General features: G+C 35.0%; 13 protein-coding genes and 1 riboswitch. Of the genes, 10 read left to right on the forward strand and 3 right to left on the reverse strand.

The window, feature by feature from the left end; genetic code table 11:
- Nucleotides 1-91 precede the first annotated feature (91 nt).
- The 5 genes from EVJ48_00945 (at nt 92) to EVJ48_00965 (ending at nt 6008) form a co-directional block, all read left to right on the forward strand.
- Entirely contained in the window at nt 92-1375 is a 1284-nt protein-coding gene (locus EVJ48_00945) for an amino acid ABC transporter substrate-binding protein (GenBank protein ID RZV40519.1), read from the forward strand.
- The gene (locus tag EVJ48_00950; protein RZV40520.1) at nt 1372-2640 is read left to right on the forward strand and encodes a DNA repair exonuclease; all 1269 of its coding nucleotides are present in this window, start codon (nt 1372-1374) and stop codon (nt 2638-2640) included. Before EVJ48_00945 ends, EVJ48_00950 begins: the two co-directional genes overlap by 4 nt.
- A complete protein-coding gene (locus tag EVJ48_00955; GenBank protein ID RZV40521.1) occupies nt 2640-4142 on the forward strand; it encodes a hypothetical protein in 1503 nt (500 codons plus the stop codon). Before EVJ48_00950 ends, EVJ48_00955 begins: the two co-directional genes overlap by 1 nt.
- Nucleotides 4126-5208, forward strand: coding sequence for a hypothetical protein (locus EVJ48_00960; GenBank protein ID RZV40522.1), 1083 nt, complete (start codon nt 4126-4128; stop codon nt 5206-5208). The genes EVJ48_00955 and EVJ48_00960 overlap by 17 nt, the downstream gene beginning before the upstream one ends.
- A 143-nt stretch (nt 5209-5351) precedes the next feature.
- Nucleotides 5352-6008 (forward strand): nitroreductase, encoded by a 657-nt coding sequence (locus tag EVJ48_00965; protein RZV40523.1) that lies wholly within the window; start codon nt 5352-5354, stop codon nt 6006-6008.
- A gap of 150 nt (nt 6009-6158) precedes the next feature.
- On the opposite strand, the gene EVJ48_00970 is transcribed toward EVJ48_00965, so the two are convergent.
- Both EVJ48_00970 and EVJ48_00975 read right to left on the reverse strand, forming a co-directional pair.
- Nucleotides 6159-6551 carry a DUF488 family protein gene (locus EVJ48_00970; GenBank protein ID RZV40524.1) on the reverse strand — a complete coding sequence of 131 codons (393 nt, stop codon included), beginning with the start codon at nt 6549-6551 and terminating at the stop codon, nt 6159-6161.
- Between the two features lie 129 nt (nt 6552-6680).
- On the reverse strand, nt 6681-6860 hold the full coding sequence (locus EVJ48_00975; GenBank protein RZV40525.1) for a hypothetical protein: 180 nt from the start codon (nt 6858-6860) through the stop codon (nt 6681-6683).
- Between the two features lie 178 nt (nt 6861-7038).
- On the opposite strand from EVJ48_00975, the gene EVJ48_00980 reads away from it, so the two are divergent.
- The gene (locus tag EVJ48_00980) at nt 7039-7668 is read left to right on the forward strand and encodes a cysteine hydrolase (protein RZV40526.1); all 630 of its coding nucleotides are present in this window, start codon (nt 7039-7041) and stop codon (nt 7666-7668) included.
- Nucleotides 7669-7931: 263 nt separating this feature from the next.
- Here the strand turns inward: EVJ48_00980 and EVJ48_00985 are convergent, their stop codons facing one another.
- On the reverse strand, nt 7932-9437 hold the full coding sequence (locus EVJ48_00985; GenBank protein RZV40527.1) for an APC family permease: 1506 nt from the start codon (nt 9435-9437) through the stop codon (nt 7932-7934).
- Between the two features lie 38 nt (nt 9438-9475).
- Nucleotides 9476-9660, reverse strand: a riboswitch (cobalamin riboswitch).
- 608 nt (nt 9661-10268) lie between these two features.
- On the opposite strand from EVJ48_00985, the gene EVJ48_00990 reads away from it, so the two are divergent.
- The 4 genes from EVJ48_00990 to EVJ48_01005 all read left to right on the forward strand — a co-directional run bounded on the left by EVJ48_00990 (nt 10269) and on the right by EVJ48_01005 (nt 14022).
- Nucleotides 10269-10817, forward strand: a complete 549-nt coding sequence (locus tag EVJ48_00990; protein ID RZV40528.1) for a sulfite oxidase-like oxidoreductase — start codon at nt 10269-10271, stop codon at nt 10815-10817.
- 220 nt (nt 10818-11037) lie between these two features.
- Entirely contained in the window at nt 11038-11556 is a 519-nt protein-coding gene (locus tag EVJ48_00995) for a hypothetical protein (GenBank protein ID RZV40529.1), read from the forward strand.
- Nucleotides 11553-12383 (forward strand): SDR family oxidoreductase, encoded by an 831-nt coding sequence (locus EVJ48_01000; protein RZV40530.1) that lies wholly within the window; start codon nt 11553-11555, stop codon nt 12381-12383. The genes EVJ48_00995 and EVJ48_01000 overlap by 4 nt, the downstream gene beginning before the upstream one ends.
- 85 nt (nt 12384-12468) lie before the next feature.
- Complete coding sequence (locus EVJ48_01005) at nt 12469-14022, forward strand: SAM-dependent DNA methyltransferase (GenBank protein ID RZV40531.1); 1554 nt, start codon at nt 12469-12471, stop codon at nt 14020-14022.
- Nucleotides 14023-14027: the final 5 nt, after the last annotated feature.

Genomic DNA, 14027 nt, shown 5'->3' on the forward strand with positions numbered 1-14027 from the left:
ATTGGATTGACTGAAGCAAAGATAAGTTGTATAAATAATAAAAAGAACAATTATAAATATAATAATAATTAAATTGCCATCAAAATACAATATGAATAGAATAAAAATTTTATTTTTATGTTCGGTAATTTTTTTTACCGTTTTTATATTTTCGTTATATACATGCAAAAGCGCTGCCGCCAAAAATGGTAATGCATCAAATAAAGAATCGGTTATAAGAATTGCCTTGGTAATGCCGGTAGAAGGCAGTTATGCTTTTTTCGGAAAGCAGTTTGTAAACGGAATGCTTTTGAGTTTAAAGAAAAAAGAAGCGTCTAAGGTAAAATTCATTATAGTCAATCTGCCTTTAAGCGCGGGCAAAACAAGCATATCCGGTTTGTTCAAATCTTTAAACAAACAAGGCGTTTCTGCTATAATCGGACCGCTTTTTGCCGGACAGTTGAAATATTTTGCAAAATATTCCGATGAATTTAAAATTCCGGTCATTACTCCTTCGCCTGTAGTCCCCAAAAATTATTTATCCCATTTTGTATTCAGCTATGGAATGACTTTGAAACAGGAAATAAAAACGAATATGAAATATGCATATGAACACGGCATTAAGTCCGTTTCCGTCATATATCCTTATTACGGATATGGACCTTTAACTTTAAAGTATATTATCTTTTATGCTAAAAAATTTGGAATAACTTTATTAAATAAAACTGCATATAATAGAAATACGGTAGATTTTTTTAATAATTTTGAAAACTTAGTTATTTTTAACGCTATAACAAACCGTAACGTAACTGCAGCCGAAAGAGCCGAACTCGGTGTTACAAAATATGACCTCATGAACGGCATAACAAAGTCCAAACCTAATATCCCATTTGGGGGTCTTTTTGTGTTAGGCGGAAAGTCCAAGCTTAAACTAATTTTAACTCAGTTAGTTTATTATAATATCACGGGATTCCCTTTATTTGCGCTTAGTTCTATAGACTCGAGGCGCTTTATGGAAAAAAATGCTTTTTATATGGAGAATTCTTTTTTTTCGGACGGTTTTTTTAAGCATGCCCATAACGCTATAGTAAAAAAATTTTCGTCGGCTTATAAAAAATCATATGGAAAAGCTCCAAATATACTTAGCGCCGAAGGTTACGATATAGGGAAAATCGTTATAAAAGCATCAGCATTAGAATCGAACGCCGTCGGTTCAAGCCCGTCAAATCAAAAAGCACCTAAAGGCGTAAGTTTTTATAAAGCCATATTGAAAATAAAAAAAATTAAAGGCGTATGCGGAGTAATTAACCTGAAAAATAATATATTTCATAAATCGCTTTATCTTTTTAATTATAAAAACGGGAAAATTTATATATTAAAAAATCCTCTTGAATGATTAAGTTTATACATGCTGCGGACATTCATCTCGACAGCCCGCTAATAGGGCTTGAAAATTATGAAGGCGCTCCGGTTGAAAAAATTAGGGGGGCGGCAAGAAAGGCCCTGTCTGAACTTGTAGATTTAGCGGCAGAGGAAGAGGCGTCTTTTGTCGTAATAGCAGGCGATATGTATGATGGAGACTGGAAAGATTACAATACCGGTTTATTTTTGTTAAACACATTATCCAAGCTGGCGTCAAACGGCATTAATGTTTTTATAGCCAAAGGCAATCATGACGCAGAAAGCAAGATAACCAAAAATTTAAAACCGCCTGAAGGAATAAAAATATTTTCTTCTAAAAAACCGGAAACGTTTTATTTAAATTTAAAAAACTTCAATATAGCGATTCATGGACAAAGTTTTTCCTCTCCTGCCGTAAAAGAAAATTTAGCTTCCAATTACCCGCAAGCGGAAAAAGGCATGTTTAATGTGGGCATTCTGCACACTTCCGTTAACGGCAGGGCAGGGCATGAAAACTATGCGCCATGCTCTATCGACGATCTTAAATCTAAAGGTTATAATTATTGGGCGCTCGGACATATCCATAAAAGAGAAGTTTTAAGCGAAAATCCTTTAATAGTTTTCCCGGGCAATATTCAAGGAAGGCATATTAAAGAAACGGGTTTTAAAGGATGCATGGTAGTAAGCATCGACGATGATTACAATGTTTCGGCGGAGTTTAAGAGTTTATGTTCCATAGTTTGGTCTTACTGCGAAACCGACGTAACCGGCGCCGAGTCTCCGGAAGAAGTAGTCGAAAAAGTAAACATAAGCGTTAAAAACGAACTTTCAAAAAATAAAGGCATGTTTACCGCGGCAAGAATATCCATTAAAGGCGCTTGCAGGGCGCATAACGCTCTTTTATCCGATCCGGAAAAGTGGAAAAACGAAATACGGCTCGAAGCGGCAAATTCTTGCAAAAGCTCCGTATGGCTTGAAAAGATAAATATAAAAACATCCGTAAAAGCAGATATGGAAGAGTTGAAAAAAAGAAAAGATGCAGTCGGAGACTTAATGCGGTATATAGATTCTTTAAACGGCGAGCAAAGCCAGGAAATTAAAGATATGTTATCCGGAATATCGTCTGATTTAAAAGACAAACTTCCTCGGGAATTGAAAAACAATAATTTTTTCGATAACGGCGAAAACATTTTGGAGATTACGAACGAAGCCAGACAAATTTTGTTATCCCGTTTGTTATCGTCAACGACGGCGGATTAATGAAAATTATCTGGATGGGACTAAAGCCTTACGGACCTTTTATAGATAAAACTATAAATTTTGAAGGCAGGGAAAATTTCCATATAGTCTATGGACATAACGAATCTGGGAAAACAACGACTTTGAGGGCAGTTAAATCTCTTTTTTTTGGAATCAAAGAAAGAACTGCCGACAGTTTTAAATTTGACGGAAATAAATTAAGAATATTTGCAAAAATAGAAAATTCATCCGGCGAAAGTTTAGTTTTTCAAAGACGAAAGGGGCACTCAAAAACGTTTCTTGACGAAAACGGAAACGAATTGGATATATCAATCCTTAAAAAATTTATTTACGGGTTAGACGAATCTTCTTTCGTCAATATGTTTGGATTCAGCAGAGATGATTTGGTAAACGGCGGAAAAGACATAGTTTTAGGCAAAGGGGATATAGGGCAAAGTCTTTTTGCCGCAGGAACAGGCATTGGCGGATTTAGGAAAATATTAAAAGACTTAGAAGAAGAATCGCAAAATCTTTTTAAAAAAAGAAGTCCCACATCCCTTATAAATAAATATGTTTCGGAATATGAATCTTTAAAAAAGAAAATAAACGATATTTTGCTTCAACCAAAAATTTGGACGGAGCATGAAGAAAATCTTAAAAACGCCGAAGCTAAAAAAATATTTTTAAACAGAAATATAGATTCTTTTAGTGCAAAACTTAACAAGTTTAAGCGAATAAGCGACGCATTGCCTATTATTGCAGAAAGAAAAAACTTAATACAAAAAAAAGATGCCCTCGGCGAAACTTTAATTCTTAGAAAAGATTTTAAAGAAGAACGAATAAATTTAATGAGGGATTTGGACGTTTCATCGGTTGAAGCAAATAAAATAAAGGAAAAAATTGAAAATCTTGAAGCAAACATAAAAAAAATAGTAATACCGGAAAAGTTTATAGAAAATAGAAAGCTTATAGACGATATTTATGTTAGATTTGGAAGTTATCTTAAAGAAACTAAAGATTTACCTGCGCTTTTATCCCAGAGAGACGAGCTTATCGTTGAAATTAAATATTTATCTTCCCAAATAAGACCGGAAACCCCTTTAGACGAAACTTCGCAATTAACGGTAAGTTTGCAAAAAAGTAAAAGCATATCTTCTTTAGCAAATAAATATATTAAACTTGAAGACAAAATCTCAGAAATTTCCGACGTAATAAACAAAACAAATTTAAAGGCGTTATCCGCCAAAAATAAATTAAAAGAGACCGAGAACGGAGAATATTTCAATAACGACAGATTAAAAAAGATTTTGTCGAATATTCAAAAAGACGGCGATTTGGAAAAAGTTTTGTATAAAAAAACGGAAGAGCTAAAAAAAGCAGAAAATTCGTGCAGTATAGAACTTTCAAAACTTCCGTTATGCCGGTGGAATATAGAAGAAATAGAAAAACTTAAGTTACCGTTAATCGAAACGGTAGAAAGATACGAAAATGAGTTTGAAAATACGGATGCGGAAATTATTTGAAAAAGACGTTTTAAACCTTTGCGAAAAAATTATGCCTGAAATAACAAAAAGTCAGGTAAGCGCTATAGTTACTACTTTGCATTCCGAACTTGAAAAAGCCGACAAGGAAAACATAGTACTTGAAAATTATAAAAAATCGCTTGCGGATTATATTAAAGAAATGAAGGAAAAAGAGACGGCCGTCGCCGTTTTGCGATCTAGAATCGATTCTCTTATAAAAGAAGCAGGCTGTATAGATATAAATCAAGTATATAACGTCGAAAACCGATCGGAAGAATTCCTGAATATTTCAAACAGATTAGAACAATCAGACAAAGAGTTGCGGGGGTATTCCAACGGAATGCCAATAGAAGAATTTATTTCCGAAGCGGCAGATATCGATATAGATAAACTTCCCGTTGAAATTTTAAATTTAAACGACGAGATAAAAAGATTGAAAGACGAAGTTTCGGCTTATGAACAGAAAATCGGAGAAGAAAAATCTTTTTTAAGTAAATGCGACGGAAACTCTGCGGCGGCGGACTTGGAGGAAAAAGCTTCTTCCGTTGCGGCACAGATAGAATATTATTCCGAAAGATATATACAATTGCGGCTGGCCCGCGATATATTAAATAAAGAAATCGAAAATTACCGCGTTAAAAATCAGGTTCCGGTCTTAAAAAGGGCGGGGGAAATATTTTCGACGCTGACGACGGGATCTTTTTCAGGATTAAAAGCTGCTTTCGGACAAAAAGACGAAAACATTCTGGTGGGCATAAGGACAAGTACCGAGGGGATAGAAGACGAAATAGGAGTCGAAGGTATGAGCGAAGGCACCTGCGACCAGCTCTATCTTTCATTGCGGCTTGCAAGTTTAGAAAGATATATGGAATCTAATGAGCCAATGCCTCTCATAATCGACGACGTTCTCGTAAATTTTGACGATGAAAGGGCAAAGGCGTGTTTAAAAATTTTCGGGGAAATTTCAAAAAAAAATCAAGTTATATATTTTACCCATCATATGCACATCCTCGATATCGCTTCAGATATAGTCCCGCATAGAGACATGAAAGTCCATAATTTATAATTTAGAAAAATATTGGAATAAAATTTCTATCCTTTTCGGTTAGAATAAATTCTGAAAAAGCCTTAATTTTTTCCTAATAGAATATAAATAGTCAATTTGATATGATATAATTATTTAAAGATATAAATATTGGAGGTATAATAATGGAATTATTTGAAGCTATAGATTCAAGGACGTCGAAAAGAGATTTTGAAGACAAACCCGTCTCCAAGGAGATTATAGATAAAATACTTAAATTATCGCTGAGAGCTCCTTCATGGGCAAATTCCCAGCCTTGGGAGATAGCGGTTTCTACCGGTAAAACCTCCGAATTTATTAAAACTAATCTTTATGAACTTGCGAAAAACTGCACCCCTATTAATCCGGATTATCCTTTTCCCGATTCCTGGCCGGAAAAACAAAACAATAATATGTTTGAAACCGGCAGACACAGGTTTGAATATATAGGCATCAACAGGGACGACAAAGAAAAAAGAACTGAATTTTCCCTTAGCAACTATGTTTTTTTTCATTCCCAAACCGCCATTTTTATATATATGGATGAAAATTTAGGCATATGGTCGGTTTTCGACTGCGGTTTTTTAGCGCAGAACATTTTACTTGCCGCACACGGCTTTGGCTTGGGCGCTTGCCCCCAGGCTTATTTAGTCGCATATCCAGACATTTTAAGGAAAGCGTTTAAACTGCCTAACAATAAAAAGTTTCTGCTCGGAATTTCAATAGGTTACTACAAAAAAGAAAGCAAGGTAAACGAAATAAAAACTTTCAGAAACGAAGACTTCATAAACTATTTTGAATGATAAAGTTTATAAATATGGGCCGTCATTAACCTCGACAGCCTGTTAATGGCTTGAAAATTATAAGGCATTATTTAAAAGTTTATTATTTATATTATTTAAAATGTTTCCGTAAAAATTAATATAAGTTCGGTTCTATATATTATGGCAATCTTATTTTGCTTGCTTTAATATAAATTCTTTCAGAACCGCGGCGTTGTTGTTTATTTCGTTTTTAAGCCCGTATAATAAAGTTACATTTTTGTTTCCCGTTTTTAACAATTTTAATATTTCCGCAATCGAATTATCCAAATCCTGCCCGGCGGATGAATTATGGATACGGTTATATTCCGAAAGTTCTTGCAAATATTTTGCTTTAAATTCTTTGAAATTTATTGCCGCTTCATGAAACGATTTTCTCAATTCGTTTGACGGCGCTATATCTTTAAACCAGAAATCTATTTTTGCCTTTTCTTTGCTTATGCCCCTCGGCCATAACCTGTCCACTAATATTCTTATGCCGTCTTCATCGGACGGTTCATCGTAAATTCTTTTTATATTCAGCATAATTTTTTTCCTCGGGCATTTGTATTATAAATAAATTATATCAGAAAAATATAAAAATTTGCCCAATATTAAAAACTGTTACCGTATGATATAATGAATTATATATTATATATATTCCTTAACTCACTGTTAGGGATTCTTTATTTGGATGAGCCGTCTAAATACCGACGGCTTTAAAACGTATCCGCCTACGCGGGAATGACTATGGTGGGATTGAGGTCTTAACCCAAAAGGTGTCATTCCCGTCTGCATCAAAGACATGCTTTGATAAACGCAGACGGGAATATCTGCGAAAGCAGATATAAACATATATTTTTCTGAATGTATTGAAAAAGCATGTCTTTTTCATCAGAAAAATATGCCGTTTATGCAGTATTTATAATATTTATAATTTGTTAAATCAATTTTTATAGTCTCTAACGGTGAGTTAAGGATATTAAAGTTCATCTACTTAGTTAGTATGATATAAATTATTTTAGGAGATAATATGAAAAAAGCAAACGGAGTAGAAATCTACGAAAATTTAAAAGAGATACTGAATCCGGAGCGTTCTTGCCTTGTCGTGTGGGATGTTCAAAACGGCTTGGTTTCCAGAATATATAATAAAACGGAATTTGTTTCCGATATTAAATATTTGATAAATGCCTTAAGGGGTAAAATTCCCATAGTATATACCCTTATAACCCCTGCGGCAAAAGAGTTCAGGTCTTCATGGTCGTATTACGCTATGATGAAGCGTTTCGGCGTTGACGATCCCGCTAAACTTCCAGATTTTATGGCGAAGGGTTCAAGCGACAGAAATATTCTCGAAGATATAGCGCCGCAGGATGGCGATATACTGCTTGAGAAGCCTACGGCAAGCATATTTATCGGAACTTATTTTGAGCAGATGATGAAAAACAGGAACATAAATACTATTATTTTTACCGGAATAGCCACGGAAATAGGGGTCGAATCTTCTGCAAGGGATGCGGCAAACCGCGGATTTTACCCTGTAATCGCAGAAGACTGCGTATCTTCTATGGATAAGGACGCTCACGGCAGGTCTTTGGAAAATATGAGAAAAATGTTTATATGCGAAAATTCTGAAACTATCGTGGAAAATATTCTTAAATAAAATTATATGATTCTGCCAAATCAAAAAAAAGCAGCGCGTTAGATATTTCGTATTAGCCTAATTTTTGTACTATTTTTTAATAATTTATTAGATCTGCTTTTTTAACTGTTTTTACCGTCACACTATATATTTTGATAAAATTATACTAGCTGTTTATTCAGTTATTGATATTATATTACGATAATACAATAAACTTTATTGGCAACATAAGCGAAACGGCCATAAGTAAATATTCATTATATTTAATTATATTTATTCTGTAATTAAAATAACGGTTTGCCCACGTCCGATACGTCTTTCAAAGCAGCATCGGTTTCACCGTTATCTTTTTCGAACGGTATAATATCAATAGAATCATCGAAATCAGCCATATATATTTTTTGTTCTTTTTTAGAAACCAGCAGCCATATTGTATAGCAAAGTCCCATTAAAAGCATAATAGCAGTAATTAAATCAATTGAAGAACCGAAATATTTGGGTCCGTAAACAAAAAATAATGCAAGAATAGTTCCTAAATATATAAAAACAAAAAAAGCGCCGGATAAGATAATAATATGATTGTGATTAGTTATGGAATGTTTGATGTTTTTATGATATTTTAATAAAAATATTATAGTATTAAAACTGTCTAAAAAAAACTCCGCTACTAAAAAAAATCCTGCCGTCGCCAGAACTATATTAAAAAAATTTTCAAACGAGGGAAAAAAAATTTCTAACAAAATCGTTGCGAAAGATAGAATCAGCGGTATTAATATAGACCATTTTGGAACTCTTTTTTTTGATAAAAATCCAAAAAATTTTGGCATTATTTTGTCTCTCGACATTGAAAAGAGCGCCCTTGACAATATAAAAGTAGTAAGCCATAAAGACCCTGCCGTCGAAGCAACTAAGGCTAATTTTATAACCGGCAGAATAGCGGGATTAGTATTATTAGCCCATGCAAGTAATACGTCGGGACTTGATTTTAATGTTTTTAAAGACGTTTCATGAAGTAAAATAGGCCATATAATATAATAATAAACAACTACCATTATTGCGCCTATTATTCCGCTTTTACCCGGAGTTAATTTTGGCTTTTCCGATTCTTCTGAAGCATATGAATCTATTTCCCAGCCATCAACAATCGTAGCCCCAACAATCATGCATACTAATATTCCGGAAAAATTAAAATTAGAAAATGAAAATATACTGCCGCTATGCATGCCGTATGAAAATTTATCCCATATTCTATATCCTATGACCCCTATAAGCAAAACAGCTATAATTTCTACAAATAAAAATATTTGAGTAACAATTGCGGTTAATTTTGTGCCGTATAATAAAACTAATCCGGCAAAAGCAGTCCATATTAATGCAAACAAGATTTCATAAGAAACATTAAATTGATTAAAACCCAGCAAATCAAGCGTAAATCTGGATGCCGGAATTAAAATAGGCGGTATAGACCAAAAATATGCCATTATTATAATCCAAGCCTGAAAATTAGAATAATTAATGCCGACTATTCGTCTTGACCAGTGATACGATGCGCCCGCATTAGGAAAATGTTTGTTTAATACTAAAAAAATCCATGATGAAATTAGAAACGGCAACGCAATTAAGCCTATAGCCAAAGGTACGTATAGTCCCGCGCTTTGAACCATACTCGTTCCTGCGGCTGCAATGCTAAATATGGGCGCTACGCTTGAGATTGAAAGACTCGATAAATCGAATAATTTTAATATCTGATGAAGTTTATTTTTGTCGCCGGCAAGACTACTTCTTTCCATTTGACCCCCCGCAAATGTAAATTAAATCATTTAAAAGCAGGTCTTCCGGCTTGAGCATTCGGATAATCAGCCTTCCCAACATTTATACTAATAATATATGTATAATAAATACATATATTATATTATGAATTATGTAAGTGGCTTAATTGTAATTAGATTATCCTTAAAAAACGATAACTCTTACGGCTGCGGGTACAGCATAGGCTTTTAACCTATTTCCCTTGTCTTTTAAACGGTTGTGAATTTGTTTTTATTTTTTTCTATCTTTATATATATGACATATCCCAAATATTTTTCAATATGCTATAAATATATTTTAAAATTTAATAAAAGTCAATAAATAATAAAATCTCAAAATATAAAAGAATCGATTGTTTTGATTTTATTTATATCTTCCATATCTTCGTTTTAGGAATAACCAAGTCAGTTTAATACTTTAACTATGAAATTTTTCAATTATAAATAAATAGAATTAAAATTTATTAAAGTTTATCTACTTAGTTAATATATAAAAATGACCGAAAGCGAATTTATAAATATTCTAAATTAGTTCTTGAACTGCAAATAAATAAATGTTATATTTGCACTTAAAGGCATAACTGCAAATAAGGATAAATTATATTTGCATTACTTAATTTAAAAGAAGAAAATATGGATATAAAAGAATTTAATGCAGGTTATTATAAACAGCGATACGGATATAAAAGTTTTATACCTTCTTGTATCGATACGGATAAGGAAGCACACGGCAGGTCATTAGAAAATATGAGAAAAATGTTTATATGCGAAAATTCTAAAATTATCGTTGAAAATATTCGTAGATAAACTTATATGATTCCGCCAAACCAAAAAAAAGTAGAAGACCTGATTCAGCTTGATTTAGGATATATTCCGGACGTAAACATCGACGACTACAGGCTTACGATACAAGGATCGGTCGAAAATCCGGCGATTTTCACTTACGAAGACATCGTAAAAATCGGTAACGATAAAGTAACCGACGACTTTCACTGCGTTACCGGTTGGACTAAAGAATCGGCGGAATGGGAGGGCGTTTTGTCGAAGAAACTTGCCGCTATAGTCAAACCCCTTAATAATGCAAAATACGTTTTAATAGGTTCTTACGACGGTTATACGACAAACGTAGATACCGATTTCCTTCTTAAGGACAACTCGATATTTGCCTTAAAATATGCGGGGCAAATTTTAACTCCGGAACACGGTTTCCCCGTTCGCCTCGTTATTCCCGATAAATATGCATATAAAAGCGCAAAATGGATAAAAACGATTACCTTTTTAGACAAAGAAGAGCTTGGATACTGGGAGCAAAGAGGCTATTCCAACGGCGCAGACCCGTTCAAAGAAGAAAGATATGCTTAGAGAAAGAGGAAATTGGCAAAATGAAATTATATTGGTAACTCAAGCGCAGATTATAGTTTGTCGCAAAGTTTAACATCATAGATTTCCACGCAAAGTTTAACGTAATACCCTACTATGATATAATTAATTATGTATTACAAATATAAATAAATAAAATTAAAATTGGAATTAGAATGAAAATTTATTAAGTTTATCTATTTAGTTTAGTTAGTATATAAAAATGACCGAAAGCGAATTTATAAATATTCTAAAAACCGGCGATTTCAAAGAGCGGTTTAATGCCGTAAGCACGGCGGATACCTCTTATCTCATTCACGCTCTTAACGATAAGGACGAAAACGTAAGATATAAAGTCGCCTCAAGAATATCCGCCAAAAATTTAACGCCTCTTATAAACGACCCGTATAAAGAAGTACGTCTAATAGTCGCAAAAAGAATAGACGCAAAAGAGCTTCCAAAAATGCTCAACGACAAATCTTTCTGGGTAAGGCATGCGGTCGCCGAAAGAATAGACGAATCTTTTCTGCCTTCATTAATGAGCGATAAAGAGCCGATAGTAAGAATTAAGGTCGCCGAAAGAATAGACCCGAAATATTTAAAGGATATGATTAAAGACGACGAAGCATTAGTAAGAAAAGCCGTGTCTAGAAGAATCCCCGAAGAATATTTGTCTTTAATGAAAGACGACAATAGCGAAAGCGTCAGAAATATCGTTGCCGAAAGGACGTCTAAGTTATGAAAACCGTTCTTATTACGGGTTCTACCGACGGAATAGGGAAGCAGACCGCCGTTATTCTTGCGCAAAAAGGCTTTTCCGTCTTGATTCACGGCAGGAATGAAGAAAAATGCAAACAAACCATAAGGGAAATTTTTTCTTTAACGGGTGCTAAAAATTTGGATTACTTCGCATGCGACTTGCTGTCGCTAAAAGAAGTCCGCCACTTCTCCGAAGAGGTTAAAAAAAGGTATGAAAGTTTAGATATCTTGATAAACAACGCCGGCGTTTATTTGAAAGATTACATATTGTCTCCGGAAGGAATAGAAGCTACGTTTCAGATAAACCATCTTTCGATGTTTTATCTAACGTTAAATCTTCTTCCAATTATTAAACCGGCAGGAGAACCCGCCCGCATAATAAACGTAAGTTCGACCGCGCATGCTTCGAAAATGGATTTCGACAATCTCGTAAAACCTGTAAAATACGACGGGCACAGAGCCTACAGCCTTTCTAAATTATGCAATATTCTTTTTACCTTCGAGTTAAGCGAAAGGCTGAAGGATAAAAATATCACCGTAAATTGCCTGCATCCTGGAGTCATAAACACGAAACTTTTAAAAGCAGGCTGGGGCGCAGTCGGAGGGTTTTTCGGCAGAAGTCCGCAGGACGGGGCTAAGACCTCGGTTTATTTAGCCGTTTCTAAAGATGTAGAAAACATAACCGGAAAATATTTCAGCGATTCAAAAATTGCAAAACCGCACGATATAGCCTATGATAAAGATGCGAGGACGAAATTATGGCGGCTGAGCGAAGAATTAATAAATAAAAGCGGTTATGAAATAGTATGAAATAAATTATTTTGAAAACTAGCAATAAATATTATTTAACATATATAATAATTTATTAAATTTATATTATAAAAAAGGATTATAAATGGCGAAGATTAACGACAACAACAGTTCAAATCAGACGGGAGACATCAATTTTACTTTCAAGCTCTGGCAGACTGCGGATAAGATGCGCAATAATATGGATGCCGCAGAATATAAGCACGTCGTTCTTGGGCTTATATTCCTTAAATATATTTCAGACTCGTTTACCGAGCTTTACAATGAGTTATTAAACAATGCGGAAGCCGACCCGGAGGATTTGGACGAATATAAATCCAAGAATATATTTTACGTTCCCAAAAAAGCCAGATGGGATTACTTGCAGAATAATGCGAAACAGCCGCATATAGGCAAGCTAATAGACGATGCAATGACCGAAATAGAAAATATTAATCCCGTATTAAAAGGCGTCCTTCCGAAAAATTATGCAAGGGAAGGATTAGACAAACAGCGCCTCGGCGAACTTATAGATTTAATAGGCACGATTGGTTTGGGCGAGAAAGAAAACATAAGCAAGGATATACTGGGTCGGGTTTACGAGTATTTTTTAGGACAGTTTGCGGATGCGGAAGGTAAAAAAGGCGGGCAGTTTTATACTCCAAGATGCATAGTTAAACTCCTTACGGAAATGATAGAGCCGTATAAGGGCAGAGTATATGACCCATGCTGCGGCTCCGGCGGAATGTTCGTCCAGTCCGAAAAATTTGTTAAGGAACACGGCGGCAGAATAGGCGATATTTCCATTTACGGTCAGGAGAGTAACCAGACTGCATGGCGGCTTTGCAAAATGAACCTTGCTATCCGCAGGATAGAAGCGGATATTCAGTGGAACAACGAAGGAAGTTTTTTAAACGACGCCCATAAAACCTTAAAAGCCGATTTTATTCTTGCCAATCCTCCTTTTAACGATTCAGATTGGAGAGGCGAACTTTTAAAGGATGACGTCCGCTGGAAATACGGCGTCCCCCCTGTTAATAACGCAAACTTTGCATGGATTCAGCATTTTATCTTTCACCTGTCCCCGACCGGCATAGCGGGCTTTGTTCTTTCCAACGGCTCGATGAGTTCCAATACCTCTAACGAAGGAGAAATAAGAAAAAATATAATAGATGCCGATTTAGTGGACTGCATGGTCGCCCTTCCCTCGCAGCTATTTTACAACACTATGATTCCGGCTTGTCTCTGGTTTATAGCCCGCGATAAAAAGAACCATAAATTTAGGGACAGAAGAGGCGAGGTTTTGTTTATAGACGCCCGCGAAATGGGCGTTATGATAGACAGAAGACACAGAGAGCTTACCGATGAAGAAATTAATAAAATCGCAGGTACTTACCATGCTTTCAGGGGTGAAGGAGGCGAGTATGAAGATATTGCCGGTTTCTGCAAAGCAGCGGCCATTGAAGAAATAAAAAAGCAGGGCTATATTTTAACTCCCGGCAGATATGTCGGCACTAAAGAAACGGAAGAAGACGACGAAGTATTCGAAGAAAAGATGAAACGGCTGACGGCGGAACTGTCGAAACAGATGGCGGAAGAAAAAAGGCTGAACGAAGAGATAAAAATACAATTAGCTAAAATAGGGCTAAATTTGGAATAAGAATT

The organism is Candidatus Acidulodesulfobacterium acidiphilum, assembly GCA_008534395.1.
Lineage (GTDB): Bacteria > SZUA-79 > SZUA-79 > Acidulodesulfobacterales > Acidulodesulfobacteraceae > Acidulodesulfobacterium_A > Acidulodesulfobacterium_A acidiphilum.